25 protein-coding genes are annotated in these 26,103 nt (G+C 70.1%); 3 read left to right on the top strand and 22 right to left on the bottom strand.

Translation table 11 applies throughout. The annotated features are described in order from the left end of the window. Window positions 1-341: 341 nt before the first annotated feature. From ABD793_RS05605 to ABD793_RS05590, 4 genes are all read right to left on the bottom strand, one after another. Window positions 342-1,196, bottom strand: coding sequence for an RHS repeat domain-containing protein (locus ABD793_RS05605; RefSeq protein ID WP_344856049.1), 855 nt, complete (start codon window positions 1,194-1,196; stop codon window positions 342-344). 13 nt (window positions 1,197-1,209) lie between these two features. Beyond that, window positions 1,210-1,656 carry a YbjQ family protein gene (locus ABD793_RS05600; protein WP_344856047.1) on the bottom strand — a complete coding sequence of 149 codons (447 nt, stop codon included), beginning with the start codon at window positions 1,654-1,656 and terminating at the stop codon, window positions 1,210-1,212. A gap of 27 nt (window positions 1,657-1,683) precedes the next feature. Continuing rightward, window positions 1,684-2,790 carry an FAD-dependent oxidoreductase gene (locus ABD793_RS05595; RefSeq protein WP_344856045.1) on the bottom strand — a complete coding sequence of 369 codons (1,107 nt, stop codon included), beginning with the start codon at window positions 2,788-2,790 and terminating at the stop codon, window positions 1,684-1,686. A 64-nt stretch (window positions 2,791-2,854) separates the two neighbouring features. Then, window positions 2,855-4,099 (bottom strand): aspartate aminotransferase type Ic, encoded by a 1,245-nt coding sequence (locus tag ABD793_RS05590; RefSeq protein WP_344856043.1) that lies wholly within the window; start codon window positions 4,097-4,099, stop codon window positions 2,855-2,857. A 70-nt stretch (window positions 4,100-4,169) separates the two neighbouring features. On the opposite strand from ABD793_RS05590, the gene ABD793_RS05585 reads away from it, so the two are divergent. Then, entirely contained in the window at window positions 4,170-4,652 is a 483-nt protein-coding gene (locus tag ABD793_RS05585; protein ID WP_344856041.1) for a hypothetical protein, read from the top strand. A 96-nt stretch (window positions 4,653-4,748) separates the two neighbouring features. Here ABD793_RS05585 and ABD793_RS05580 read toward each other — a convergent pair whose 3' ends face one another. The 15 genes from ABD793_RS05580 to ABD793_RS05510 all read right to left on the bottom strand — a co-directional run bounded on the left by ABD793_RS05580 (window position 4,749) and on the right by ABD793_RS05510 (window position 18,157). Further along, window positions 4,749-5,237, bottom strand: a complete 489-nt coding sequence (locus ABD793_RS05580) for a hypothetical protein (RefSeq protein WP_344856039.1) — start codon at window positions 5,235-5,237, stop codon at window positions 4,749-4,751. Then, entirely contained in the window at window positions 5,234-5,722 is a 489-nt protein-coding gene (locus ABD793_RS05575) for a hypothetical protein (RefSeq protein ID WP_344856037.1), read from the bottom strand. The genes ABD793_RS05580 and ABD793_RS05575 overlap by 4 nt, the downstream gene beginning before the upstream one ends. After that, window positions 5,722-6,963 (bottom strand): MCE family protein, encoded by a 1,242-nt coding sequence (locus ABD793_RS05570; RefSeq protein ID WP_344856035.1) that lies wholly within the window; start codon window positions 6,961-6,963, stop codon window positions 5,722-5,724. Before ABD793_RS05570 ends, ABD793_RS05575 begins: the two co-directional genes overlap by 1 nt. Next, window positions 6,960-8,159, bottom strand: a complete 1,200-nt coding sequence (locus tag ABD793_RS05565) for an MCE family protein (protein WP_344856033.1) — start codon at window positions 8,157-8,159, stop codon at window positions 6,960-6,962. The genes ABD793_RS05570 and ABD793_RS05565 overlap by 4 nt, the downstream gene beginning before the upstream one ends. Further along, window positions 8,156-9,352 (bottom strand): MCE family protein, encoded by a 1,197-nt coding sequence (locus ABD793_RS05560; RefSeq protein ID WP_344856031.1) that lies wholly within the window; start codon window positions 9,350-9,352, stop codon window positions 8,156-8,158. The genes ABD793_RS05565 and ABD793_RS05560 overlap by 4 nt, the downstream gene beginning before the upstream one ends. Beyond that, the gene (locus ABD793_RS05555) at window positions 9,349-10,380 is read right to left on the bottom strand and encodes an MCE family protein (RefSeq protein WP_344856029.1); all 1,032 of its coding nucleotides are present in this window, start codon (window positions 10,378-10,380) and stop codon (window positions 9,349-9,351) included. Before ABD793_RS05555 ends, ABD793_RS05560 begins: the two co-directional genes overlap by 4 nt. After that, on the bottom strand, window positions 10,377-11,414 hold the full coding sequence (locus ABD793_RS05550; RefSeq protein WP_344856027.1) for an MCE family protein: 1,038 nt from the start codon (window positions 11,412-11,414) through the stop codon (window positions 10,377-10,379). Before ABD793_RS05550 ends, ABD793_RS05555 begins: the two co-directional genes overlap by 4 nt. Then, window positions 11,411-12,766 (bottom strand): MCE family protein, encoded by a 1,356-nt coding sequence (locus ABD793_RS05545; protein WP_344856025.1) that lies wholly within the window; start codon window positions 12,764-12,766, stop codon window positions 11,411-11,413. Before ABD793_RS05545 ends, ABD793_RS05550 begins: the two co-directional genes overlap by 4 nt. Then, complete coding sequence (locus ABD793_RS05540) at window positions 12,763-13,635, bottom strand: MlaE family ABC transporter permease (RefSeq protein WP_344856023.1); 873 nt, start codon at window positions 13,633-13,635, stop codon at window positions 12,763-12,765. Before ABD793_RS05540 ends, ABD793_RS05545 begins: the two co-directional genes overlap by 4 nt. Before the next feature lie 2 nt (window positions 13,636-13,637). Continuing rightward, on the bottom strand, window positions 13,638-14,432 hold the full coding sequence (locus tag ABD793_RS05535; RefSeq protein ID WP_344856021.1) for an MlaE family ABC transporter permease: 795 nt from the start codon (window positions 14,430-14,432) through the stop codon (window positions 13,638-13,640). Window positions 14,433-14,543: 111 nt separating this feature from the next. Next, on the bottom strand, window positions 14,544-15,302 hold the full coding sequence (locus ABD793_RS05530) for a glucose 1-dehydrogenase (RefSeq protein WP_344856019.1): 759 nt from the start codon (window positions 15,300-15,302) through the stop codon (window positions 14,544-14,546). Then, entirely contained in the window at window positions 15,302-16,804 is a 1,503-nt protein-coding gene (locus ABD793_RS05525; protein WP_344856017.1) for an aldehyde dehydrogenase family protein, read from the bottom strand. The genes ABD793_RS05530 and ABD793_RS05525 overlap by 1 nt, the downstream gene beginning before the upstream one ends. Window positions 16,805-16,820: 16 nt before the next feature. Then, window positions 16,821-17,702: a 3-oxoacyl-ACP reductase gene (locus ABD793_RS05520; RefSeq protein ID WP_344856015.1), complete on the bottom strand. Its 882-nt coding sequence runs from the start codon at window positions 17,700-17,702 to the stop codon at window positions 16,821-16,823. Further along, complete coding sequence (locus ABD793_RS05515) at window positions 17,699-17,881, bottom strand: hypothetical protein (RefSeq protein WP_344856013.1); 183 nt, start codon at window positions 17,879-17,881, stop codon at window positions 17,699-17,701. Before ABD793_RS05515 ends, ABD793_RS05520 begins: the two co-directional genes overlap by 4 nt. A gap of 84 nt (window positions 17,882-17,965) precedes the next feature. Then, window positions 17,966-18,157 (bottom strand): ferredoxin, encoded by a 192-nt coding sequence (locus tag ABD793_RS05510; protein WP_344856011.1) that lies wholly within the window; start codon window positions 18,155-18,157, stop codon window positions 17,966-17,968. A 103-nt stretch (window positions 18,158-18,260) separates the two neighbouring features. On the opposite strand from ABD793_RS05510, the gene ABD793_RS05505 reads away from it, so the two are divergent. Together ABD793_RS05505 and ABD793_RS05500 are read left to right on the top strand one after the other, a co-directional pair. Beyond that, window positions 18,261-19,442 carry an acyl-CoA dehydrogenase family protein gene (locus tag ABD793_RS05505; protein WP_344856009.1) on the top strand — a complete coding sequence of 394 codons (1,182 nt, stop codon included), beginning with the start codon at window positions 18,261-18,263 and terminating at the stop codon, window positions 19,440-19,442. Window positions 19,443-19,450: 8 nt separating this feature from the next. Next, window positions 19,451-20,587, top strand: a complete 1,137-nt coding sequence (locus ABD793_RS05500; protein ID WP_344856007.1) for an acyl-CoA dehydrogenase family protein — start codon at window positions 19,451-19,453, stop codon at window positions 20,585-20,587. Here the strand turns inward: ABD793_RS05500 and ABD793_RS05495 are convergent. The 3 genes from ABD793_RS05495 to ABD793_RS05485 form a co-directional block, all read right to left on the bottom strand. Then, window positions 20,571-23,288 carry a bifunctional acetate--CoA ligase family protein/GNAT family N-acetyltransferase gene (locus ABD793_RS05495; RefSeq protein ID WP_344856005.1) on the bottom strand — a complete coding sequence of 906 codons (2,718 nt, stop codon included), beginning with the start codon at window positions 23,286-23,288 and terminating at the stop codon, window positions 20,571-20,573. The genes ABD793_RS05500 and ABD793_RS05495 overlap by 17 nt on opposite strands. 629 nt (window positions 23,289-23,917) lie before the next feature. Beyond that, complete coding sequence (locus ABD793_RS05490; RefSeq protein WP_344856003.1) at window positions 23,918-25,081, bottom strand: acetoin utilization protein AcuC; 1,164 nt, start codon at window positions 25,079-25,081, stop codon at window positions 23,918-23,920. A gap of 89 nt (window positions 25,082-25,170) precedes the next feature. After that, window positions 25,171-26,010: a sulfurtransferase gene (locus ABD793_RS05485; RefSeq protein WP_344856001.1), complete on the bottom strand. Its 840-nt coding sequence runs from the start codon at window positions 26,008-26,010 to the stop codon at window positions 25,171-25,173. Between the last annotated feature and the right edge of the window lie 93 nt (window positions 26,011-26,103).

Here is a 26,103-nt window from a genome sequence, read left to right as displayed (position 1 = left end):
TCATCCCGCGCCGCCGGAGAGCAGCCCGGTCGGCGCAGGTGGAGGTGGGACCGGCACGCCGGCACCATCTCCACCTGCGGCGAGCCGCCTCGCCGCCCTGCGGTCACCAGCAGCAACAGCGGCTTTGACCTTGTCCGGCGACCAGGACCACACGCGCTGCCGGAATGGTTTGCCGGCCGCCGTAGTCCAACGAGACGTCGCGCCACAGCGAACCAGCCCGTGTTCGCCAGCAGATGCCGTTGAGAAGCTGGCGTTTGCTCCACCCTCTCGCCGGCGGGCAGCAACGGCTCCAATACTCGTCTACTGGAGCGGCTTCGCCGGTCAACGCAGTGCAACAGGCACTAGTCCTCGTCCACCATGCCGTTGTCGTACCAGCGTTTGTAGTCGGCGTAGCTGCTGAATTCCTTCGGGACTCCGGGGTTGACCGGGTCCTCCGCGATGATCTTGCCGAACTCGAGCTGCTCGGCGCCGTGATGGAACTTGATCTCGCCGAGGTCGTCGTGTTTCCGGATGAAGTCGTTGCACTGGCGGTAGTCCTCGCGCAGGTCGCCGATCCATCCGGAATGCGGGGACAGTGCGCCGCGGAGGTCCCGCTTCACGGTGAACTCGATGATCGGATTGCCGTTCTCGGTGTAGCTGCTCGCCGAGTCCGGTTCGGTGTGCGTGTAGAAGCCGAACCCCAGCTCACCGCCACCCCACCGGTTCGCGCCGTCTCCGGTCGGCCGTACCGCCGGGTCGCCCGCGGGGCGGATGCTGCTGCCCGGACCGAGGATCTTGCCCACGTTTTCGGGTGCGGTGCAGTGGTAGACCTTCGTCCCGGCGGATATTTCGGTCGGTGTCCACTCGCTGGGCGGACTCGTGGGCTTGTTCGGGCCGGGCGGATAGTCGTGGTGCTCCGACACGGCCGGGCTGGCGTCCTGCACGTCACCGTCCGGGGTGGGGGCCAGGCCGAGCGGATCGTACCGGTAGTGCCACTCGCCGCCTTCGGGCGGATTCACCGCGACCAGCCGGTCGGCGGCGTCCCAGCAGTAGGTCCGGGTGCGAATGCCGTCCCGGGTGTTCTGGTGACGGGTGACGAGCCGACCGTACCGGTCGTAGCCGAAGCCGCGGACGGGCAGAGCGCTGCCGCTGCTGACGAAGGCAATCCGGCCGGCGGCCGGTACCGCGGTTGTGAGGGAAACACTTCTCCCCCACAACCGCGGCTGCGGGTCACTGGTGGGGAGTCTGCGGCGGGGCCTGGAACTGCTGCTGCGGCGGAGCCTGCTGCTGCGGCTGCTGTTGCGGGCCATTGTCCGGAACCACGTACACGGCGGTGCCGTACGAGGCGATTTCACTGGCGGTCTGGGCGATTTCGTTGCAGTCGAAGCGCAACGCGAGCACCGCGTTGGCGCCGCGCTGCACGGCTTCCTGGGACAGCCGCAGCAGCGATTCGTTGCGGGAGTCCGAAAGCAGCTTCGACAGCCCCTTGAGCTCACCGCCTGCCATCGCCTTGAAGCCGGAGCCGATGTTGGAGAACATGTTGCGGCTGCGCACGGTGAGGCCGAAAACCTCGCCGAACACGCGAACCACGCGATAACCGGGCAAATCGTTCATCGTGGACAGCATGACCGGAAACTGCTGGTACTGCTGCGGTGCCGGTGGTGCGGGTTGATTCATGCGCGGATCGTATCGTCGCGGACGCGCTCACGCTGTGATTCGCGAATCCCAGTCCAGGTGATGCCGGTACAGCCAGCCACGGTCCTCCCCCACGTCCTGTCCGGCACTCGCCGCGACCAGCTTCTCCACGCGGCTTCGGCGCAGCCGCTCGTAGGCGGCGAACGCGGACGCCGGATCGGGCAGGTCCCGCAGGCACTGGGCGAGCACCACGGCGTCCTCCAGTGCCATCGACGCGCCCTGTCCGGCGGCGGGTGAGGCGGCGTGCGCGGAATCGCCTGCCAGCACCATGGCCGGCGTGGACCATCGCCGGGTGGTGGGCAGGTCGTAGGAATGCCCGCCGTACACCTCGTCCCCGGTCGCGGCCACGATCTCGGCGCACGGCAACGGATCGCCGTCGAACGCGGCGCCGGTGAACTCCCGCCAGCCGGCCGGGGTGACCGCGGCGAGTTCCGTGCGCGGGCGCTCGGTGTCCGGGATCCGGGCGAACCAGAAGGTCGCCCCGTCGGGCGCGGTGGTGAAGCCGAACGCGGCGCGGCTGCCGCGGATCATCCGGTACACACCGGGCGCGGCAGGCAAACCGGCGGCGCGGGTGTAGCCGTAGACCACGGTCAGCCCGGTGAACCGGGGCGGTCCGCAGTCCGGATCGATGAGCCTGCGCACCACCGAGTGCAGTCCGTCCGCGCCCACCAGGATGTCTCCGGACACCGTGCTGCCGTCCTCGAACGTCGCGGTCACCCCCGGTGCACCCGCGGTCGCCGAAACCAGCCGGCGGCGGTGTGCCACGGTGATCCCCCGGCGTTGCGCTTCGTCCTGGAGCACGCGGTAGAAGGCGGCCCGGGTGAGTGTGCGCGGGCCGGCCAGTGCTTCGGTGTCGAACTGCCGGGTGCTCAGCGTGGCACCGTCCGGGCTCACCAGCTCGACCCCGAACGCGGCGAACGACGCCTCGACCACCGGGGTCTCGGCGTCGATCGCGCGCAACGCGTCCATCCCGTTGTGCATCACGGTGAGGAACGCACCGGCGTCGGCCCCGCCGGAGGGATGTGCCTCGCAAACCACCGGTTCGTGGCCTGCGCGCTGCACGGCCATCGCCGTGACCGTGCCCGCAATACCGCCGCCCGCGACGAGAACCCGCATCACACCCCCTGGAAACGTCCGTGCCGCCGCCACCGTAGCCGGTGGCGGCGGCACCGGGGGAAGCTCAGCCGCGCTGGGCGGCGGCGAGCCGGACGCAGACGGCGAGCCCGCGCACGGCCTCCTCCACCTCGGCCTGTTCGGGGAACGTCGGTGCGATGCGGATGATCGCGTCGGCCGGGTCGTCGCCGTGCGGATGGGTCGCACCGGCCGGGGTCAGCGCGATGCCCGCCTCCTTGGCGAGCCGCACGATCTCCTTCGCGGTGCCGTCGGGCACGGTCAGCGAGATGAAGTACCCGCCTGCCGGCTTCGTCCAGCTCACCAGGCCGGACTCGCCCAGCTCCTCGGTGAGGATCCGGTCCACCGCGTCGAACTTCGGCGCGATGATCTCCGCGTGCTTGCGCATGTGCCCGCGAAGGCCGTCGGTGTCCTTGAGGAACCGCGCGTGCCGCAGGTGGTTGACCTTGTCCGGGCCGATGGTGCGCAGCGCGATCAGGCCGAGCCACCACGCGATGTTCGCCTCGGAGGCGCCGAAGAAGCCGACCCCGGCACCGGCGAGGGTGATCTTCGAGGTGGACCCGAACACGAACGCACGGTCGGCGTTGCCCGCCTGCGCGCACAGCGTGAGGATGTCCGCCACCTCGGTCTCGACCTCGGTGAGGTGGTGCACGGCGTAGGCGTTGTCCCAGAAGATCCGGAAGTCCGGCGCCGCGGTCGGCATCGCGGCCAGCCGGGCGGCGGTCTCGTCGGAGAAGGTGACCCCGGTCGGGTTCGAGTACTTGGGCACGCACCAGATGCCCTTCACCGCGGCGTCGCCTGCCGCGAGCCGCTCGACCTCGTCCAGGTCCGGGCCGGTCTCGGTCATCGGCACCGGGATCAGCTCGATGCCGAACCGCTCGGCGAGGTTGAAGTGCCGGTCGTAGCCGGGCACCGGGGCCAGCATCGCCACCCGCGGCTCGTCCGCCCACCGGCGCTGCCCGCCGGGCAGTGTGGACAGCAGGGCCTGCGCGACCGTGTCGTGCATCAGCTCCAGGCTCGAGTTCCCCGCCGCGAGAAGCTGCTCCGCGGGCACCTGCAGCGGGCCGGCGAAGATCCGGCGCAGCTCCGGCAGGCCCTTGAGGCCGCCGTAGTTGCGGGTGTCGGTGCCGTCCGCTGCCCGGTACTCGCCGTTCGGCAGCGTGAGCAGGTCCGCGGAGAGGTCGAGCTGGCGCGGCGAGGGCTTGCCGCGGGTGATGTCCAGGGAGAGGCCGCGGCCGACGAGCTCCTCGTAGGCACGGCGGGCGGAATCGACGTCGACGGAAGCTGTGGTCATGGCTCCACGCTAAACCGCGCGGCAAGACCGATTCGGGTGACCCCCGCCGCACGTGGGCTAGCGTGCCGGGGTGCGATTCGTGGTGCATGCCGAGCTGCGGCAGTTCTCGTTGCGCGACCTCGGTGCCTGGCGTCCCGGCGACGGCGGGTGGAGCGACGAGGCGGTGACCTCGCACCGGATCGCGGTGGAACCCTCGTCACTGGCCGTGGCAACCGCGCGGTCGGATCTGGTGGAGACCGAGGTGTCCGTGCACCCCGCGCCGCCGGCGGTGCGGGCGGACGCGGAGCACGTCGTGGAGGCCGATCTGGCGGTGCCCGGCGGCGAACTGACGCTGGCTGGTCCGGCCGACTACCCGGACCAGCGGCACCGGCTGCGGATCACCCCCGGCCGCCACCGGGTCCGGGTGTCCTATGTGGAGAGCGGACCGCCCGCGGCGACCTGGAACGAGCACGAGTTCGGCCCGCACTTCCGCTACGTGCTGGACCTGTGGCCGACGGTGACCCCGTCCCCGGTGACCGTGCTGCGCCAGGGCGCGGCGGTCTGGGACGGATGACCCGCCTGCGCGCCGGACGTCGGACTGCCCGACCACCGCCGCGCTCGTCCGCAGGCACCGGAGCCGGAAGAAGCCGGGACACGCCACGACGGCGGCCTACAACGGATCCATCGCGGTGATCTTCCACCGCCCGTCGCTGCGGTGCGCAGTCACCGAAAGCTGCGCGACGGACGATTTCGGTGCCCCGCCGGAGGGCAGGATCGTCTGCTGGTCCAGGAAGAGCAGCAGGCTCGCGTCGTCGCCGTGCAGGGTGCGGACGCCGATCGCCCGGACGGTGGTGGTGCGGATCAGTTTCTGCTCGTCCGCCCGTTTCCTGGCCGCGGCGAACTGGGTCCGGTACTGCGACACCGCGGCGCCGGACAGCACGTCGGCCGCGGCGCGCGTGGTGCGGTCGAGGTCGGCGTAGTCGTAGGAGAACAGCGCTTTCACCGCCGTGCCCACCTGATCGGTGACTTCCGCGGTCGCGGACTGCTCGACCAGAGCCTCGTCGTCGCCGGGGCGCAGCGACCCCGCCGCCACCGCGAACCACACCGCGCACGCCAACGCCACCACGGCTACCGCCAGCGGCAGCATCCGCGCTTTCATGAGCCCACCGTCTGCACTCCGCCGACCTTCCAGGCGTCACCCTCGCGAGCGAAATCCACGCTCAACCGGGCCTGTTTCGAGGCCGGAGCGCCACCGGCGGTGCTGACCCGCACGTCGAGCACCGCGATCAGCCGCGCCGTGCCCGCCGCCGGATCGAGGTCGGTCACGGCGGCCTGCACCAGTGCTGCGGTGGACACCGTCTTGGTGCTCGTCGCCCGCTCGATCTGCAGCTGCCGGTCGCCGGAGAGGTCCTTCCGGTACTGACCGGTGGTGGCGGCGATCCAGCGGTCCACGTCGGCCGCACCGGTGTGGTAGTCGATGGTGTTGAGCGCGACCAGATCCGTGCTCGCCGCGGCGAGCACCGCGTCCCGGTCGCGGCCGCGGGCGAGCCCCTCGTCGCCCGCGGCCCGCCACCAGGACCAGCCGAACCACGCGGCGGCCAGTACGGCGAGGCCGGACAGCACCCACAGCAACCGCACCGTCATCAGGACCCGCCCAGCAACGCCCCGAGCCCACTCTCGGCGGGCGTGCCCAGCTGACCCAGCAGTCCCGGCAGCTGGGTGGTCTCCGGCGATTCCGCCGGCGTGGACGCCTTGGGTGCCGCCGGAATCGCCGGAGGTTTCCCGGCGTACGGCGCGTTCTGTGAGCCCCGCACCTCGACCGGGCTACCGGGCGGTTCGGCGCAGTAGGCGTTCTTGTTCACCGGCGCTTCGCTCGTGTCGCTGGCCGGACGCTGCTTCGTGCCCTCGTACCCCTTGGTGCACGACGCCGGATCGAAGAAGTTGAACACCACCCCGAGGTGCCCGCTGCCATCCGGCGACGTGGACGGCGCGAACGCCGAGATCACCGGATAGGCCACCAGCAGCTCTTCGAGCGCGTCCGTGCGCGCCGAAGTCACCTGTGCGGTGGTCAGCGAGTTGGCGAACAGCACCCCGAGGTCGGTCCCGGAGGTGGCGAGCACGTCGCTGATCTGGCGGCTCAGCTGCGGGGCCTGGTCGATCACCGTACGCAGCGCCGGATCGGAACTCTTCAGCTGTCCGGCGATGGTGCGCAGCCCGGACGCGAACGAGGTGATGTTCTTCGCCTGCCGCTCCTGGGTGGCGAACACGGTGCGCGAATTGGCCAGCAGCCCCTGTGTCTGCGGCACGTACTGGCTCGCCTTCGCGGTCAGCGAACCGGTGCTGTCGAGCAGCTTCTGCATCTGCGGCCCGGTTCCGGCGAACGCGTCGTAGGTTTCGTCGACGACCGTCTTCAGCGATTGCGGATCCACGCTCGCGGCCAGGTTGTCCAGATGGCTCAGCACCGAATCCGGCGAGGCCGGCAGCGACGTGCGATCCTGCCTGATCACCGCCCCGTCCGCCAGGTACGGCCCCGATTCGCGGTCCGGCAGCAGGTCCACGAACTGTTCGCCGACCGCGGACCGGTTCGCCACCTGCGCGTGCAGGTCCGCCGGGATGTCCGGACCGCCGGAGTCGAGGTCGAGTGCCACGTCGATGCCGTGTCCGGTGAGCTTCAGATCCGCCACCCTGCCCACGGTCACCCCGCGGTAGGCGACCTCCGAGTTCACGAAGATCCCGCCGGAGTCCGCGAGCTGCAGCGTCACCTGGTAGCCGCGGCTGCCGAAGATCCGGTCGAGCCCGGCGTAGCGGCCACCCGCGTAAGCCACCGACACCACGGCGATCACGACGAACACGACCAGCTGGATCCGGGTCTTGCGAGTGGTCATCGCCCGCCTCCCCCGGCCAGTCCGCCCAGCAGCCCGCCGAGAACGCCGCCGAGCCCCGGCTGGTTGTTCGCCGGCGGCGAGGTGGTCGGCAACGGCAGTGGCGCTGCACCCGGCCCGTTCGTCAGCGGCAGCGACCCCGGTGCGGTCGGGGTGCCGCCCGGCAGCTGGATCGGCGGCTGCGAGGAGTTCGTGAAGTTCTTCACCAGCTTGTCCAGATCGAGGTTGACCCGTGCGTCGACGTTCGCGTAGTCGCCCTTGATCGTGTTGCCCGCATAGTCGGGGAACGGGTAGGTGAGCAGGATCTGCAGGGCGTCCGGCAGATCCTTGCCCGCCGCGCCGAGTTGGCGCAGCGTCGGCTCCAGCGCCTTGAGGTTGGCCACGAGCTGGTCGCGGCTGCGGTTGACGGTGTCCACCGCAACGCCGGAGAGCTTGTTCAGCGCGTTCAGCATGGCCACCAGCTGGTCCCGCTGGTCGGCGACGATCTTCAGGCCGGGTGCGAGGTCGTCCAGCGCGGTGGTGAGGTTCTGCTGCTGGCCAGCGAGCGTGTGCGACAGCTTGCCGAGCCCGTCGATGGCACGCAGGATCTCGCCCTTGTGCCCGTCCAGCTGGGTGGCCAGATCGTCCACTCGCGACAGCAGCGCGCGCATCTGCGGTTCGTTGCCGGACAACGCGCTGTTGAGCTCACGGGTGATGCCCTGCAGCTGTTCCACGCCGCCACCGTTGAGCAGCAACGAAAGCGCGCCGAGCACCTCCTCGATCTCCGGGTTGCGGTTCGTGCGCCCGAGCGGGATCTGCGCACCGTCCCCGAGGCGGCCCGCCGGTTTCTCCTCCGGCGGTGCGCTCAGCTCCACGAACTTCTCGCCGAGCAGGCTCGACTGGCGCAGCTGCGCCCGCGCGTTGGCGGGCAGGGCAACGTCGCTGTTCACGGTCATCGCGACGAGTGCGGCCTTGGTGTCCGGGGTGAGCGTGACCCGGTCGATCCGGCCTACCGGCACGTCGTTGACCTTCACCGTTGCCTGCGGCACCAGATCGAGCACGTCGGTGAACAACGCCGTCACGTGGAACGGGTGCTCGCCCAGGTCCGGTCCGCCGGGCAGCGGGGTGGAGTACAGGCCGTTGAACCCGCCGTCACTGCAGCCGGCGAGCACCAGCACCCCGGCGAGCACCCCGGCCAGCCTCCTGCGCACGCGGTTCACTTGCCACCTCCGGGAAGCTGCGTCAGCACGTCGGACAGCGGCAACGGCAGCGGTGGCAGCTGGCCGTTCTGCAGGGAGTTGAGCGCCTGCGGCACGGTGGGCAGCTTCAGCGTGCCGTCGAGCACCGGGGCGAGTTGCTTGCAGATGTCCGACAGCGTGGTCGGCACACCTTTCGGCGTACCCGCGGCGAGCAACCGGCACACGGTCAGGATCGGCGGATTGGTGACCTCGTTGAGGTTGTCGCGCACCGCGATCGTGCCGGACGCCGCGTCGTAGGAGTTGATGAAGTTCGTCGCACCGGTCGGCGCCACGTCCAGCACCTCGGCGAGCGAGGCACGCTGGTCCACCAGCACCTTGGTGAGCGAGGCCAGCTTGTCCACATTGGCCGAAAGCGCGGATTTGTTGTCCGCCACGAACTGCTTCACCTCGCCGAGCGAGGAGGCCAGCGAGTCGAGCGCGGCACCGACGTCACCCGAATCGTCGGCGAGGAAACCGCTCACGTCCGCCACCCGCTGGTAGAACTCGTTGAGCTGGCTGTCGCTCTGCGCCAGCGCGGAGGTGAACGAGTTCAGGTTCTGCACGGTGGAGAACAGATCGTCCTTTGAATTGTCCAAAGTAGACGAAAGGTCGGCGAGCCTGCCGACGGTGGCGTTCAGGTCCGAGCCGTTGCCCTTGAGGTTGGCCGCCGCGGTGTCCAGCACGTCCGACAGCGCGCCGTTCTTGTTGGCCCCGTCCGGGCCGAGCGCGGTGGACAGCTTGTCCAGGCTCGCGTACAGATCGTCGAGCTCCACCGGGGTCGCGGTCTTGTCCCGCGCCAGCACGGTCCCGCTGGCGAGCGTGGGCCCGCTGTCGTAGGCCGGGGTGAGCTGCACGTACCGGTCGCTGACCAGGCTCGGTGCGACCACCACCGCACCGGCATCGGCCGGGATCGGCACGTCGCCGTCCACCTGCATGTCCACCCGCACCGCCTGGCCGTCCGGCGTCACTGCGGTGACCTGGCCGACCTGCACCCCCAGCACCCGCACCGACGAACCCGCGTAGAGCCCGACCGTCTTGCCGAAGTACGCGGACAGCTTCGTGCCGCCGGTGTCCCGCAGCACCAGCCACACCCCCGCGGTCAGCAGAAGCGCCACCACGCAGGCGATCGAAAGCCAGGTGAGCAGCGATCGCCCGGTCTTGGTCTGGATCGTCACCGTCCACCCACTCCCTGGTTCGGCGCCGCGACGGGCGGGGTACAGCCCTCCGGGTTGATCGAGATTCCGCCCGCGGTGATCGTCGGCGGCAGCAGCCCGCACAGATAGCCCTCGAACCAGCGGCCGTTGCCGGTCGCGTTCGCGCCGACCCTGGCGAACGGTGCCATCAGCTGGAGGCTGCGGTCGAGGTTGCTCTGGTTGTGCTGCAGCACATCGGTCACCTTGCCCAGTTCGGTGAGCGTCGGTCCGATCTGCTTGCGGTTGTCCGCCACCAGCCCGGACAGCTGCTGCGAGATCTGCTGGGTGCCCTTCAGCAGCGTGCTGATCTGCTGCCTGCGTTGCTGCAGCTCGGAAAGCAGCTGGTTGCCGTCGCCGATCACCTGCTGCAGCTGGGCGTTGCGGTCGGACAGCGTCTTCGACACCTGGCTCGTGTTGGCCAGCAGGGTGTGCAGGTCGGCGTCGCGCGAGGAGACCGTCTTCGACAACGACGACAACCCGGACAGGGTGTCCTTGAGGTACTGCGGGCTGTCCTTGAGCGCCGAGGACAGCGCGGTGAAACTGTCCGCGAGCTGTTTCGTGTCGATGTCGCCGACCGTGGTGGACAGCTGGTTGAACGCGTCCTGCAGCTGGAACGGCGTGCGGGTGCGCTGCACCGGGATGGTGGCGGCCGGGTCCTGCGTGCCGCCGCCCTTCGGCACGAGCGAGAGGTACTTCTCCCCCAGCAGCGTCTTGATCTCGATCGACGCCGTGGAAGTGTCCCCGACGCGCACGTCCTTCACCCGGAACTTCACCCGCACCTGCTTGTGCGCCAGCTCCACCGAGGTCACCTGGCCGACCTTGACCCCGGCCACCTCGACCTCGTTGTCCGGCGCCAGCCCGGCCGCCTCGGCGAAGTAGGCGGTGTAGGTGATGCCGTTGCCGAAGATCGGGATGCTGTCGGAGAAGTAGGTCACCGCGGTCACCAGCACGACGAGCACCAGCGCCACCGCGCCGACCGCCGCCTGGTTCCGTTCCTTCAGCCGCTTCACGGGCCACACCTCGGTGCTCGTTCGGTGCCCGGGATCGGCACGAGCGGCAACGTGACGTCGAGCGAGGAAATGCCGACCGTGCCCTCGATCCCGCACAGGTAGTAGTTGAACCAGCTGCCGTAGCTCAGGGTCCGGGTGAACTTCTCCAGATTGCCCGGCAGCACCTGCAGCAGGTGCTCCAGCAGCTGCTGTGAATCGGCCAGGTTCTTCGACACCGTGCCCAGTTGCGCGACGTCGTCGCGCACCGCAGGCCGGGCGTCCGCGAGCAGGCCGGCGGTGGCGGTGGTCAGGTCACCGAGCGCGCCGACCGCGTCGCCGATCGGCTTGCGCTGCTCGGCAAGGCCGCTGACCAGCCGCTGGGTCTGGTCGATCAGGTCGCCCAGCTGCGGACCGTGTGCGTTGACCGTGCCGAGCACCTGGTTGAGGTTGCCGATCACCTGCCCGATCACCTGGTCCTTGCCCGCGATCGACGAGGTGATCGACGCGGTGTGCGCGAGCAGGCTGGTGATCGTGCCGCCCTCGCCCTGGAAGACCTGCACGATCTCCGCGGAGAGCTGGTTGACCTCCTTCGGGTCCAGTGCCTTGAACAGCGGCTTGAACCCGTTGAACAGCACGGTCAGGTTCAGCGCCGGTTTGGTCCGTTCCGGCGGGATGGTGCCGCCGGAGGGCAGCGAGCCCTCGCCGGTCACGTCGGTGCCCAGCGACAGGTACCGCTGCCCGACCAGGTTGCGGTACTTGATCGTCGCGGTGGCCAGCGAAGGCAGCCGGTAGGCGGATTCGACGGCGAACCGCACCTGGGCGAGGTTCTGCTCGCCCTCCTCGACGCCGATCGTCTCGACCTGCCCCACCTTCACCCCGGAGATCCGCACGTCGTCGCCGGGCTGCAGGCCCGAGGCGTCGGTGAACTTCGCGACGTACCCCGACGAGTCGCCGAAGTTCGTGTTCGCGATGGTCGTCGCGAGCACGCCGGTGAGCAGCACGGTGACCGCGGCGAAGATCAGGATCTTCACCAGCGACGGGATGTAGGACCTCACTTCAGCTCCACCTCCGCCCCGCGGTACAGCGGCCCGACGAGCAGCCCGGCCCAGCCCGGCACGTTCTCCGGCGTGGTGCCCAGGGTGGGCGAGGCGAGCAGGCCGATCAGCTTCGTCTCGTCGCTGGACCCGACCACGGTGGGCGCGCCACCGGATGCGCCGGAACCACCGGGCAGGGTGCCGGAGGTGATCTCACCGGGCAGCGTGCCGTCCGGGACCCGCGGCGACGCGGGCTTGCTCGAACCGTCGCGCACCGCGCCGTCCGGCGGGTACTGCGGCCAGTACCCCGGTTTGGGCACCTGCGGATAACAGCGGGGGCCGCGTTTGTCGTCGTACTGGGGTTCGTCGACCCCCGGCAGGTACTTGCCACGGCTCGCGGCGAACTCGATGGTCACGCGGCTGACCTCCGGGTGCGCGGTGCCCTTGCCGAAGGCCAGCTCTGCTTCCGGTACCGAGCCGGCGAGCTGCTTGAGCAGGCACGGGTACTCCGGCGCGTACTTCGCGAGTACGTCCAGCGTCGGCTGGACCGCGGTGGTGAGCCGGATGAAGTTGTCCTTGTTGACTTCGAGGAAGCTCGTCAGATCGGTGGACGCGGCGGCCACCGAGGAGTACACATCGGACAGTCCCTGCTGCTTCTCCACCACGGTGCGGCTGGTGGTGGTGAGATCGGACAACGCCTGCAACAGGTCCGGCGCGGCCTTGTCGTAGGTATCGGACACGTTGGCCAGCCCGGTGATGTCGGCCTTGAGGTCGGGCAGCGACGGGTTGAGCTTGCCGAGGTAGTCCGACAGCCGGCTGAGCGTCTGCCCGAGCTGCTTGCCACGCCCGTCGAGCGCGGTGGAGACCGCGGTGAGCGTGCTCGCCAGCTTCTCCGGCTGCACCGCCTGCAGCAGCGGCATCACGTCGTCGAGCACCTGCTCCAGCTCGATCGCACTGTCGCTGCGGTCCTGCGGGATCACGTCCCCGGCCCGGATGTGCCGCTGCGGATCCGGCGGCAGCTGCAGTGCGACGTACCGCTCGCCGAACAACGTCTTGGGCAGCAGCCGGGCGGACACGTTCGCCGGGATCACGTCCACTTTGTCCGGCTGCAGGGCCAGCCCCAGCTCGGCGTGGTCCCCGTTCGAGGTCACCGACCGGATCTCGCCGACGAGCATCCCGCGCACCTTCACGTCGCCGCCGACGCGCAGCTGGCTGCCGACGTGGTCGGTCTCCAGCTTGACGAGTTCGACCGGGGTGAAGAACTGCCGGTACACCGCGATCGTGGTGGTGAAGAAGAGCGCGGCCACGACGAGGAACACCAGGCCCAGCACCTGGTACCGCAGCCGTTTCAGTACTTCGCGCCGCGTGCTCATCCGGAAATCCGCACTGTCGTATTGGCGCCCCAGATCGCGAGGCTGAGGAAGAAGTCGAGCACCGAGATCAGCACGATCGACGTGCGCACCGCGCGGCCCACCGCGATCCCGACCCCGGCCGGTCCGCCGGACGCGGTGTAGCCGTAATAGCAATGGGACAGGATCACCAGCACGCTGAACACGATCACCTTGGCGAACGACCACAGCACGTCCTCGGGCGGGAGGAACAGCGTGAAGTAGTGGTCGTAGGTACCCGCCGACTGGCCGTAGAGCCAGATGGTGATCTGCCGCGAAGCCAGGTACGACGAGAGCAGCCCGATCGCGTACAGCGGGATCACCGCGGTCACCCCGGCCAGCACCCGCGTGGTCACGAGGTAGGGCATGCTCGGCACGGCCATCACTTCCAGCGCGTCGATCTCCTCCGAGATCCGCATTGCGCCGAGCTGCGCGGTGAACCCGCAGCCGACCGTCGCCGAAAGCGCGAGCCCTGCCGAAAGCGGCGCGACCTCGCGGGTGTTGAAGTAGGCCGAGATGAACCCGGTGAGCGCCGCGGTACCGAGCTGGTTGAGCGCCGAATACCCCTGCAGGCCCACGATGAGACCGGTGAACAGCGTCATCCCGATCATCACGCCGAGCGTGCCGCCGATCACCGCGAGCCCGCCGGTGCCGAAGCAGACTTCGGTGAGCAGGCGCGCGGTTTCCCTGCCGTAGCGGCGGACGGTGCGCGGCGACCAGGCCAGCGCACGGCCGTAGAAGGAAAGCTGCCTGCCGAGGCCCTCCAGGCTCGCGCCGGGGCGCGCGATGATCTCCAGCACGCGGGCGTCGTCGTCGGCAGCGCGCTCGACCGGTTCGGCCGTCTCGGTCGTCATGGTCACAGCGCCTTCGGCGGCACGATCTTGAGATAGACCGCGGTGAGCACGACGTTGATCAGGAACAGCAGCAGGAACGTGATCACCACGGCCTGGTTCACCGCGTCGCCGACGCCCTTGGGCCCGCCTGCCGGGTTCAGCCCGCGGAACGCCGCGACCACCCCGGCCACGAACCCGTAGAGGAACGCCTTGATCTCGCTGACCCACAGGTCCGGCACCTGCGCCAGTGCGTTGAAGCTGGCCAGGTAGGCGCCGGGGGTGCCGCCTTGCAGTACGACGTTGAAGAAGTAGCCGCCGAGCACCCCGACGACGCTGACCAGTCCGTTCAGCAGCACCGACACCACGATCGCGGCGAGTACCCGCGGCACCACGATGCGTTGCACCGGGTTGACGCCGAGCACCTCCAGCGCGTCGATCTCCTCGCGGATCTTGCGGGCGCCGATGTCCGCGCACACCGCGCTGCCACCGGCGCCGGCCACCAGCAACGCAGTGATCAGCGGGCTGGCCTGCTGCACGATCGCCAGCGCGCTGGCCGCGCCGGTGAACGACTGCGCGCCGATCTGCGTGGTCAGCGATCCGAGCTGCAGTGCGATCACCGCACCGAACGGGATGGCCACCAGCGCGGTCGGCAGAATCGTGACACTCGCGAAGAACCAGCACTGCTGGATCCATTCACGGAACTGGAACGGGCGCCGGAAGATCGCCCGCAGCACCTCCCAGGACAGCGTGGCGAGCCGGCCGACCTGGGTCAGCGCCGCGGTGCCCGGGAGGGCGATCGAGCCGGTCTCGCCCACCACACCTCCCAGTAGTCACCCCCGAGTCTTGCCCATCCCCGTCCGCCGGTTTCCGTTAGCGGTGTTCACTCCTCACTCGGTCCGTTGTTCCGCCGCCACCGGGGCGGCGGCGGGTCACACCTTGAGCGCGTGCGTCGCGGTGGCCCCGCCGTCCGCGACGAACTCGCCGCCGGTGCAGTACGAGCTCTCGTCACTGGCGAGGAACACCAGCAGCGGCGCGATCTCGTCGGCCCGCCCGACCCGCCCGAGCGCGACCTTCTTGCCGACCCAGGACACGTCCACCTCCGCACCGGCGGCCTCGGAGACCATCTGCGTGTCGATCATGCCGGGGTGCACCGAGTTGACCCGGATCCCGCGTGCGCCCAGCTCCAGCGCGGCGACCTTGGTCATCCCGCGGATCGCGAACTTGCTGGCGGTATAGGCGACGAGGAACGGCATCCCGGCAAGACCCTCCACAGAGGACATGTTGACAATGGAGCCGCCGCCGGCTCCGGCCATGGGTTCAACGACCGACCGCATGCCGAGAAACGCCCCGATCTGGTTCACCCGCACCACGCGTTCGTAATCCGCGAGCGCGGTGTTCGCCAGCTCGGAAAAGTGCAGCACCCCCGCGTTGTTGACCAGTACGGTCGGCGGCCCGAACTCGGCCGCGGTGCGGTGCTGGACGGCTGCCCAGCTGTCCTCGTCGCCGACGTCGAGGTGGCAGAACACGGCTGCCTCACCGAGCTCGGCGGCCAGCGCCTTGCCCTCGTTGTCCAGCACGTCGGCCACCACCACACGGGCGCCCTCGGCCACGAACGCGCGGGCCGCGGCCGCACCCTGGCCCCGCGCGGACCCGGTGATCAGCGCGACCTTGCCATCGAGGCGGCCCACTACATCATCTCCTCACCGAGCGGCATCAGCACGGACTTCTCCTCGGTGAAGGCCTCGAACGCGGAACGCCCGCCCTCCCGGCCGAGACCGGACTGCTTGAAACCGCCGAAGGGCAGGTGCGGTTCGATCTGGAAGCCGTTGATCCCGATCGTGCCCGCGCGCAGCCTCCGCGCGACCCGGAAGGCGCGCGCCGTGTCCCCGGTGAACAGCCCGGCGCCGAGACCGTACTCGGTGTCGTTCGCGAGCGCTATGGCCTCTTCCTCGGAGTCGAACGGCACCACGGTGAGCACCGGGCCGAAGATCTCCTCCTGTGCAATGGTCGCCGAGTTGTCCACGTCCGCGAAGATCGTGGGGGCGACGAAGTTCCCGTCGGCGTAGTCGCCGTCCAGCCGTTCACCGCCGGTCACCAAGCGGCCCTCGGACTTGCCGCGCTCGATGTAGCCGAGCACGCGTTCCAGCTGCCGCTCGTTGATCAGCGGACTGGAGATCACCCCTGGATCGAAGGGATCGCCGTAGGTCACCGCGGCCGCCATGCCCTGCGCGGCGGTGATGAACTCGTCGTAGACCTCGCGGTGCACCAGCGCCCGGGTGTTCGCCACGCACGCCTGGCCGGACAGGCCCATGGTGACCGCACCCATCGTGGTCATCGCGGCGAGACCGACGTTCGGTGCGTCCGGGAACACCAGCGCCGGGCTCTTCCCGCCCAGTTCCAGCGAAACGCGCTTGAGCGTGCCCGCGGAGGCCTCGACGATCCGCTTGCCGACCGCGCGGCTGCCGGTGAAGCTCACCTTGGCCACGTCCGGATGCGTGATGAGCCGTTCGCCCGCCGGATCGCCGGGGCCGGTCACCAGGTTCAGCACCCCCGGCGGGAGCCCGGCCTCCGCGAGCAGTTCGACCATCCGCACCACGGAGAACGTGGCGTACTCGGAGGCTTTGAGCACCACGGTGCAGCCGGCGCCGAGCGCAGGTGCGACTTTCTGCGCGAACAGGAGGAACGGTGCGTTCCACGGCAGGATCGCACCGACCACGCCGATCGGCTCGCGGAAGGTCATCGCCAGGTGGTCGCCGCCCTGGTACGGCGGAAGCGTGGTGCCACCCACCTTGTCGACCCAGCCGGCGTGGTGGGTGAACACGTCCGCGGCCGCGGTCACCGAGGTCGCGTAGATGTTCCCGAACGACAGCGGCACCCCGTTGTCCAGCGCGAGCAGCGCGCGCAGTTCGTCCGCGTGTGCGCGCAGCAGCCCGGCGTACTTCAGCAGCACGGAAACCCGGGTGGTCACCGTGGAGCGGCCCCAGCTTTCGAAGGCCTTGCCCGCGGCGGCCACCGCATCGTCCACGTCCGCGGCCGAGGCGACCGCGAACTCGCCCACCTCTTCGCCGGTGGCGGGGTGGTGATGGGTCCAGGTCGAACCGTCGCGCGCGGATGCCCACTCACCGTCGATGAACAGCTGCCCGGCCTTGAGCCCGGCGGTGTCTCGGTGCGGCAGCACAGTGATCGTCATGGATCCTCCGGAGAAGTCAGGGCAGGGAAAGCAGATCGGTGGCGGCGAACATCCGTTCCGGGTCACGGCCCGCGAAATGCGCACCGACGGTCTCGGCGAGTTCGGCAGTGGTCCAGACCCCGTTGCCGGTGTCGAACCGCTGCTCCACCGACGGCGGGCGCAGCAGCGCGACCATCCCGCCGTGCACGACGAAGACCTGGCCGTTGATCCCGTCTGCGGCCGGGGACGCGAGGTACGCGACGAACGGCGCGACGTGTTCCACCGACAGCGGATCGATCCGGCCGTCCGGTGCCTCGCCGAACACGTCGGCGGTCATCGCGGTGCGCGCCCGGGGACAGATCGTGTTGGCACGCACGCCGTACTTCGCCAGACCGCGCGCAGCGGACGTGGTCAGCGCCGCGATCCCCGCCTTGGCCGCGGAGTAGTTGGGCTGCCCGGGTGAACCGACGAGGAACGCCTCGGACGCGGTGTTCACCAGCCGTCCGTAAGTCGGCTTCCCCTCCACTTTGGAGCGATCGCGCCAGTACGCGGCAGCGTTGCGGGACAAGAGGAAATGGCCACGCAGATGCACCGCGATGACCTTGTCCCACTCGTCGTCGGTCATCGAGAAGACCATCCGGTCCCGCAGCACGCCGGCGTTGTTGACGACCACGTCCAGGCTGCCGAAGCGGTCTACCGCCGCGGTGAGCAACGCGTCGGCGGTCTCGGCCAGCGCCACGTCCCCGGAGACGGCGAGCGCTTTCCCGCCCGCCGCTTCGATTTCCTCCACCACGTCGTGCGCTTCGACGACGTCGTTCACCACGACCGCCGCACCTTCCCCGGCGAGCGCCAGTGCTTCCGCGCGCCCGAGCCCGGCCGCTGCCCCGGTGACCACGGCGACTTTCCCGTCCAGGCTCATCCGGCCGTCACCACCCGGCGGAGCACGCCGATGCGGCGCTTGCCCGGCAGACCGCGGTGGCAGTTGCCCGCTGCCTGAAGCACACCCGGGTCTGCGGCCGGACCCACCTCCACGGCCGTGCGGCCGTCCCGCAGTGCCGGCTTGTCGTCGCCGATCGCGTCCAGTACGGCTGCTCTCACCACGAGCCTCCTCGTCGAAGCCTGGCCTGACCGATCACAGACTAGAATCTGTTCTCGTTCTCGGCAAGCCCCCTGGAGACGGCGTTAATCCGTGATGAACAGGGCATTCTTCGGACAGCCCGACACAGCTTGCGAAACACGTTCTACTTGCTCTCCGACGAACGGGCCGGACGTGATGACCAGATTCTCGTCGTCGTCGAGGTCGAAGACCTCCGGTGCGAACCCCAGGCAGACCGCGTTCGCCTCGCACCGCTCGCGGTCGACGCCGACCTCCATGCTTCCTCCCGTCCGCCACTGCTGGTACAACTAGAACAGGTTCTAGCCTACCGCCGGTGCCAGGTGTGACACCACAACGAGCCCGGCGGGGTGGAGGTGACGGGTGCGTATCGATTACACCGAAGAGCAGCGCGAGCTGGCCGGACAGCTGCGCGAGTACTTCGCCGACCTGATGACCCCGACGCGAAGGGAAAGCCTCGCCGCCGCCGGTGGCGAATACGGGGACGGCCTGGCGTACAAGGAGATCGTCCGTCAACTCGGCAAGGACGGCTGGCTCGCGCTCGGCTGGCCGCAGGAGTACGGCGGGCAGGCGCGCAGCATGCTCGAGCAGCTCGTGTTCACCGACGAGGCGGCCGCGGCGGGGGTGCCGGTGCCATTCCTGACGGTGAACACCATCGGCCCGACCATCATGCGGTTCGGCACTCCGGAGCAGAAGGCGTTCTACCTGCCGAAGATCGCCGCGGGCGAGCTGCACTTCGCGATCGGCTACTCCGAACCGGGTGCGGGCACCGACCTCGCCTCGCTGCGCACGCGCGCCGAGCGCGACGGTGACGAGTACGTCGTGAACGGCCAGAAAATGTGGACGAGCCTGATCGAGTACGCCGACTACGTGTGGCTCGCCGCGCGCACCGACCCGGAGGCGCGCAAGCACAAGGGGCTGTCGATCCTCATCGTGCCGACCTCGGCGCCGGGCTTTTCGTGGACGAAGGTGCGCACCGTGGCCGGCCCTGGCACCAGCGCGACCTACTACGATGACGTACGCGTGCCTGTCACGGCGCGGATCGCCGACGAGAACGCCGGTTGGCCGTTGATCACCAACCAGCTCAACCACGAGCGCGTCGCCCTCACTTCAGCCGCGCCGTTGCGAACCGCGCTGAGCGAAGTGGTCGAGTGGGCCCGCGGCGCCACTGCGGCGGACGGCAAGCCGTTGACCGACCACGAGTGGGTACGGCTGCACCTCGCGCGCGTACACGCGCACGCTGAATATCTGAAGCTGCGGAACTGGCGAATCGCGTGGGCCGCGGCGGCCAGTGAGCTGGGTCCGGCAGAAGCTTCGGCAACCAAGGTGTTCGGTACCGAGCTCGCGATCGAGGCGTACCGGTTGCTCATGGAGGTGGTCGGCGCGGCCGTTGTGGTGCGCGAAGGCGCACCGGGCGCGATCCTCGCCGGGCGGCTTGAACGGCTGCACCGCTCCGCACTCATCCTCACCTTCGGCGGCGGCACGAACGAGGTGCAGCGCGACCTCGTCGCCGCGACCGCCCTCGGTCAGCCCGTGACGCGTTAGGAGACACCGTGGACTTCTCGACCACCGAAGCGCAGCAGGACCTCGCCGCGCTCACCCGTCGGATCCTCTCCGATCACGTAACACCGGAGTCGCTGGGGCCACACGGTTCAGGCGGCTTCGACGCACCATTGTGGACAACACTGGCGCAGGCAGGAGTGCTCGACGCAGCGCTCCCGTCGTCGGTCGGCGGTGGCGGATTCGGGATCCTGGAGCAGTGTTCAGTGCTGATCGAGGTCGGCCGCGCGGTCGCTCCGGTGCCGTATCTGCCGTCGGTGATGCAAGCGGCATCAGTGTTGACGAAGGATCCTCAGCTCGTTGAACGGTGGCTGCTGCCGGTGTCACGAGGCCAGGCGGTGCTCGCTGTCGCTCTCGGTGGTGCCTTCACCGCTTCTGACGGGAAGGTCACCGGCACGCAGACCGCAGTGCCCTTCGCGGCCTTCGCAGACGCTGTGCTGGTTGAAGCTGCGGACGGCGTGTACGTGGTCGAGAAGGACGCTCCAGGAGTCTCGATCTCCGCGCAGCAAACCATCGACCACGCAGATGCGGCGTTGGTCGAGCTGTCGGACGCACCCGGTACGCCACTGGGCGATGTCGCCGACGAGCTACGACTGCGCGGCACGCTGGGACTCTGTGCACAGCAACTCGGCGTCGTGGAGCGCGCGCTCGAACTGACGGCTGCGTACACCCGCGAGCGCAAGCAGTTCGACAAGGTGCTGGGGAGCTTCCAAGCAGTGCGACACCGCCTCGCGGACGCGTACATCGACGTCGAAGCCGTACGCCTCACGCTGTGGCAAGCAGCGTGGCTGCTGTCCGAAGGCTTGCCCGCAGCCGCCGAAGTGGCCACTGCGAAGTACTGGGCGGCGGAAGCGGGACACCGTGTCGCACACACCGCCGTACACCTGCACGGTGGCGTCGGGATCGACGTGGAGCACCCCGTCCACCGCTACTTCGCCGCAGCGAAGCGCCTGGAGTTCACCGGCGGCGGCGCGACTGAGCAACTGCTGACACTCGGCGAGCTGGTGGTCGACCCGCCAGCAGCGCATCCCTCGGCTGACCCGTCGGCAGAGCACCCCTCAGCTGCCGACCCGTCGGCAGGGCACCCCTCGGAGGCCGACCCGTCGGCGGTGGTCAGTCCGTCGGCGTGATGTCCCGCAGACGGCGCGGGCCGGTGTCCGGACGAGCCGGCGGCGGGCCGAGCACCATCCGGGCGTTGGCCACGAAGGCACCTTCGGGCGAGGCGAGGATCGGGTCCAGCGCCAGCGACCGGACCTCCGGGTTGTCCTCGGCGAGCGCGGCCACCCGCAGCACCATGTCCTGCAGCGCCGCCAGATCCGCCGGTTCGTCGCCGCGGTACCCGGTGAGCAGCGGCGACGTGCGGGGCTCCCGGATCAGCGTCGCCGCGTCCACGTCGGTCAGCGGCACCGCCCGGTACGCCCGGTCGCCGAGCAGCGTACTGACCAGGCCGGAAAGCCCGAACGAGACGAGCGTGCCGAACGACGGGTCGTCCTGCAGCCCGATCACGCAGGAGATGCCCTTCGGCGCCATCCGCTGCACGTATACGTCGTCGTCGCCGGAAACCGCACGCAGATCGCGGTAGGCAGCGCGGACGAAGTCCTCGGACGAAAGGTCCAGCCGCACCCCGGCGAGGTCCGGCCGCCCGCGCAGCCGTTCGTCGAGCGCCTTGAGCGTGACCGGGTATCCCAGCTCCGCCGCCGCCGCGACCGCATCGTCCACACTGGACACGACGCGGAACGGAACCACGTCCACGCCGTAACAACCGAGCAGGCGCACCACGTCGTCGTCGGAGAGCAGGGCGGCGGTGCCGTCTTCGGGCAGCAGCTCGCGCACCAGCTGCTGGGCCTGCTCCACGTGCAGTCCGCCCGGCCGCGTCAGTGTGCCCTGTGGCCGCTGCCGCCACGCCGCGTACCGGACCACGCGGGCCAGCGCGTTCACCGCCCGCTCCGGGCTGGAGTAGGACGGGATCGAACCGCGGGCCGGCACCCCGTCCTCGGACAACACCGCCAGCTCGTCCGGAATCCCTTCCGCGGCAAGGAAAGTCGAGACGACCGGCTTCGTCTGCTCCGGTTCCAGCACCGCCTCTTTCAACGCCCGTGCGTACGCTGTGCCGGGAATCGCGACCGGCGGTGCGAACACCGCGATCAACGCGTCGGTGTCCGGGGAGTCCAGCGCTTCGCGGACCGCCTCGGCGAACTCGTCCGGCCCGCCGTTCGGCCCGATGTCGACCGGGTCGAACGCCAGCCGCAGGCCCTCTGCCCGCGCGGTGTCCGCGGCCAGCAGGCCGATCGCGCTGGAGTTGCCGACGATGCCGATCCGCGGCCCGGCCGGCAGCGGCTGGTGCGCGAACACGAGCGCGGTGTCGAACAACTGCGCCAGCGAATCGACCCGCACGACGCCTGCCTGTTCGAACAACGCCTGCACGCTCGCCTCGTCGACCTCCGCCGAGTTCGCGGCCAGCTGCGGGCGTACCGCGTGCCGCCCCGACTTCACCGCGACGATCGGCTTCGACCGCGCCAGCCGCCGGGCCAGCCGGGCGAACTTGCGCGGATTGCCGAAGGATTCCAGGTACAGCAGCACCAGATCCGTTTCCGGATCGGTTTCCCAGTACTGGAGCAGATCGTTGCCGGACACGTCGGCACGGTTGCCGGCGGAGACGAAGGTGGACACCCCGAGCCCGCGGGACCCGGCGTCGGCGAGGATCGCCGTGCCGAGCGCACCGGACTGGCAGAAGAATCCGGTGCGCCCGCGCTTGGCCAGCCGGGGCGCGAGCGTGGCGTTGAGCCGTACGTCGGGCGAGGTGTTGAGCACCCCGAGCGCGTTGGGCCCGACGACGCGCATCCCGTGCGCGCGGGCCTCGCCGACCAGCCGCAGCTCCGCATGCAAGCCGAGCGGTCCGGATTCGCCGAATCCGCCGGACACGATCACCAGGGTCTTGACGCCCTTCTCGAGACAGGCGTCGAGCACCGATTCGACCGCCTCCGCGGGCACCGCGACCAGCGCGAGATCCACCGGATCCGGAATGTCCAGCACGGAGCGGTAGGCCCGCACCCCGCGCACCGACCGATGCTCCGGGTTGACCGGGAACACCGTCCCGGCGAAGTCGGCGGCGAGCAGGTTCGCGAACGCGACGTGCCCGACCTTCGTCGGATCCGCGGAGGCGCCGATGACCGCCACCGACACCGGATGCAGCAAGTTGTGCACGCTCCGCGCCTCGGCCGCCTGCTCCCGCGCCCGCGCGACGGCCAGCGACTCCTCGGTCGGATCGATGTCGAATTCGAGGTGCAGCACGCCTTCTTCGATGGCACGGCTGACCTGGTAGCCGGCGTCGCGGAAAACCCGCACCATGGGCGCGTTCTCGCTCAGCACCTCGGCAACGAACCGCCGCAACCCGGATTCCGACGCGGCCGCGGCCAGATGCTCCAGCAGAATCGACCCGAGCCCGCGCCCCTGGTGCTTGTCGTCCACGACGAACGCGACCTCCGCCGAAGGCCCGTGCTCGAGCCGCTCGTAACGCCCCACCGCAACCACGTCGTCACCGAGCAGGGCCACGAACGCAACCCGATCGTGATGGTCCACAGTGGAAAATCGCTCGAGATCCCGCGCAGGAATCCGGGGATACGCCCCGAAGTACCGGAAGTACCGGCTCCGCTCGGACAACCGCCCGTGCAAAGCCACCAGCCCATCGGCATCCGCAGGCACCACCGGCCGCAAATGCACCGTCCCCCCATCGGAAAGCACCACATCGGCCTCCCACCCACGGGGATAGTCGTAGGGATCCCGAAGACCCGCCTCCCGCCCGGGATCGGCGGGGTCGGGATCGCTGGACATGGTGGGACTACCGGAGCCAGCCGCGTCAGCGCGCTCGGCAGGACTGGTGGAGCCGGTGGAATCACCAGGGTTGCTGTGGTTGGCAGGGCTTCCCAAATCGCCCGTGCCGCCGTCGTCCCCGGAGCCGGTGTTGTTGTCGCCCGTAGCGGGATGACCAGGCCTGCCAGGAGCGGACGCGCCGCTGTCAGCGTCCTCGCCGCCCTCGCCGTGGTCAGCGCCCTCGCCGCGACGGGCGTCCCGGTCGCGACGGGCGTCCCGGTCACGGCGCGCATCCCGGTCACGGCGCGCGTCCCGGTCACGGCGCGCGTCCCGGTCAGGTTCGTTGTCGGGATCCCGGTCGCGGCCAAGTCCGCCGTCAGCGGCCTCGCCGCGGCGGGTGTCCCGGTCAGGGCGGGCGTCGCGGGCGGGCGCGGTGTCCCTGTCAAGTTCGGGGTCGCGGCGGGTGTCGCGGTCAGTGTTCTGATCGCGGTCGGCGGCGCCGTCAAATTCGCGTTCGGCGTCGTGGTCGGGGGCGCGGTCGGTGTCGCGGTCGGGGGCGGTTGCGTTGCTGCCGGAGGCTGTCGGGTCGGGGGGTTCCGGGGAGTCCGGGGGGTCGCCGGGGTCGGTGGATCGGTGGTCGGCGGGCATGGTCAGTCCCTTGGATCGTCCGGGTCCAGGCCGTGCAGGGGGAAGACGGCTCGGCGGGTGTCGCGGATGGCGATGTCCACCGGTTCGTCCGCGTCGTCGCCCCACGGTTTGAACGTGGTGTCCTGTCCGTCTGTCATGGCGCGGGGGATGTCCGCGGTCGGCGCGGCTCGCGTGACAGTGGCGGTCCAGGACGGGGGCAGCGGCGTCTCCGACGGCACGTCGCGGTCGAGCACCGTGGCCAGCAGATGCGTCCACGACCGCGGGACCACTCGGATCAGCTGGTACCCGCCGCCACCGACGGCCAGCCAGCGGCCCTCCGCGTACCGTTCGGCCAGGTCACGCAGGGAGGCATAGATCGAGCGGTGCCCGTCCACCGAGAGCGACAGGTCGGCGAGCGGGTCCTCCTCGTGCGAGTCGACCCCGCACTGCGTGACGAGCAGCTGCGGCCGGAACTGCTCCAGCACCGACGGCACCACCGCGTGGAACGCGCGCAGCCAGCCGGGGTCCCGGGTGTGCGGCGGCAGCGGGATGTTGATCGCGGTGCCGTCCCGGCCGGTCTCCGCGGAGTAACCGGTGCCGGGCCAGAGCGTGAACGGGTGCTGGTGCAGCGACACAGTGAGCACCCGCGGATCGTCGTAGAAAGCGGCCTGCACGCCGTCGCCGTGGTGCACGTCGGTGTCGACGTAGGCGATGCGGTCGAAACCGTGGTCGAGCAACCAGGAAATGGCGATCGCGCAGTCGTTGTAGACGCAGAACCCGGACGCGTGGTCGCGCATCGCATGGTGCAGCCCGCCCGCGATGTTCACCGCCCGTCGCGCCTCGCCGTCGGCGATCTTGCGCGCCGCGAGCAGGGTCGACCCCACCACCAGTGCAGACGCATCGTGCATTCCGCTGAACACCGGGTTGTCCGTGGTCCCCAGCCCATGTCCGACGTCCCACCCGACCTCCGGCGCCTGCCGCACCGCGGCCAGGTACTCGGGCACGTGCACCCGCAGCAGCTCCTCGTCACCGGCGGCGGTCGGCACGAGCAGCTCCACCCCGTCGAGCACGCCCAGCTCGGTGGCCAGCCGGACGGTCAGCTCCAGCCGCACGGGGTTGAACGGATGGTCCCCGCCCAGGTCGTACCCCAGCAACGCGGCATCCCAGACAACGGCACGCGAGGACATGTACCGCACTGTACTGGCCCACCGGCGTCCAAGCCCGATTCCGCCGCCCCCGACGCGCACCGGAGGGATACGGCACGAACCGGACGGGTTCAGCCGCGGTCGGAACCGGTCGCCGCCGGGCGATGCGGATCGCGTGACCAGTGCGACCACGACCCTGCGTACAAGGCGGCCGGCTTCGGGTGCCCCGCGACCTCCAGCGCGAGCACGACCGACGACGCCGTGACCCCGGATCCGCAGTAGGCGCCGGCAGGGGTATCCGCGTCCAGGCCGAGCTCCGCGAACCGTTCGGCGAGCTCGACAGGCGAACGCCAGCGCCCGTCCGCACCCACGTGGCCGGACGACGGCGCGTTGACGGCTCCCGGGATGTGTCCCGCCCGCGGGTCGACCGGCTCGGTCTCGCCGGTGTAGCGCTGGTGGGCACGAGCGTCGAACAGCACGCCATCGTGTGCGAGGGCCGCCGCGTCCTCGGCCGTCAGCACCGGCATGCCTCCCGGCCGGACCTCGATGTCCCCGGGTTCCGGTGACGGCACTTCAGCCGTCACCGGCCGATCTTCGGCCTGCCACGCTGCGTAGCCACCGTCGAGCACCGCGACCTCGGCGTGCCCGGCCCACCGCAGCAGCCACCAGGCCCTGGCCGCGACGGATCCGTCCGCGTCGTCGTACACGACGACCGGCCACCCCGCCCGCACTCCGGCGTCTCGCAGCGCACGCTGCAGATCGGCCGGTTCGGGCAGCGGATGCCGGCCGCCCTCGCCGGGCGGTGCGGCGAGGGCGGTGTCGAGGTCCACGAACACCGCCCCGGGCAGATGCCCCTCGCGGTAGGACTCCGCACCCGGTGGCCCGCCCAGCCGCCAGCGGACGTCGAGGACGACGGGACGCCGATCGGCGGGGAACGCGGCGAGCCCGGTCGGGGATATCAACGGTCGCATGGTCTCCATCCTGCAGGTCCGGCGCGTGTTCGCCCACCACGACCGGACTTTTCACCACAGCCGGGTTGTTACCCCCACGCGTGCCGTCGCTGT

Source organism: Amycolatopsis ultiminotia (assembly GCF_039536925.1).
Lineage (GTDB): Bacteria > Actinomycetota > Actinomycetes > Mycobacteriales > Pseudonocardiaceae > Amycolatopsis > Amycolatopsis ultiminotia.
Note: the sequence above shows the minus strand (reverse complement) of the source record. Positions and strands in the feature narration are given on the sequence as shown.

Bases quoted from the DNA above. Each gene is read 5' to 3' on its own strand.
- ABD793_RS05525 (WP_344856017.1), bottom strand. From the start codon at position 16,804: ATGACGATCACTGTGCTGCCGCACCGAGACACCGCCGGGCTCAAGGCC.
- ABD793_RS05490 (WP_344856003.1), bottom strand. From the start codon at position 25,081: ATGTCCTCGCGTGCCGTTGTCTGGGATGCCGCGTTGCTGGGGTACGAC.
- ABD793_RS05600 (WP_344856047.1), bottom strand. From the start codon at position 1,656: ATGAATCAACCCGCACCACCGGCACCGCAGCAGTACCAGCAGTTTCCG.
- ABD793_RS05545 (WP_344856025.1), bottom strand. From the start codon at position 12,766: ATGAGCACGCGGCGCGAAGTACTGAAACGGCTGCGGTACCAGGTGCTG.
- ABD793_RS05510 (WP_344856011.1), bottom strand. From the start codon at position 18,157: ATGGAGGTCGGCGTCGACCGCGAGCGGTGCGAGGCGAACGCGGTCTGC.
- ABD793_RS05485 (WP_344856001.1), bottom strand. From the start codon at position 26,010: ATGCGACCGTTGATATCCCCGACCGGGCTCGCCGCGTTCCCCGCCGAT.
- ABD793_RS05575 (WP_344856037.1), bottom strand. From the start codon at position 5,722: ATGACGGTGCGGTTGCTGTGGGTGCTGTCCGGCCTCGCCGTACTGGCC.
- ABD793_RS05580 (WP_344856039.1), bottom strand. From the start codon at position 5,237: ATGAAAGCGCGGATGCTGCCGCTGGCGGTAGCCGTGGTGGCGTTGGCG.
- ABD793_RS05540 (WP_344856023.1), bottom strand. From the start codon at position 13,635: ATGACGACCGAGACGGCCGAACCGGTCGAGCGCGCTGCCGACGACGAC.
- ABD793_RS05590 (WP_344856043.1), bottom strand. From the start codon at position 4,099: ATGACCACAGCTTCCGTCGACGTCGATTCCGCCCGCCGTGCCTACGAG.
- ABD793_RS05570 (WP_344856035.1), bottom strand. From the start codon at position 6,963: ATGACCACTCGCAAGACCCGGATCCAGCTGGTCGTGTTCGTCGTGATC.
- ABD793_RS05520 (WP_344856015.1), bottom strand. From the start codon at position 17,702: ATGAGCCTGGACGGGAAAGTCGCCGTGGTCACCGGGGCAGCGGCCGGG.
- ABD793_RS05595 (WP_344856045.1), bottom strand. From the start codon at position 2,790: ATGCGGGTTCTCGTCGCGGGCGGCGGTATTGCGGGCACGGTCACGGCG.
- ABD793_RS05495 (WP_344856005.1), bottom strand. From the start codon at position 23,288: ATGTCCAGCGATCCCGACCCCGCCGATCCCGGGCGGGAGGCGGGTCTT.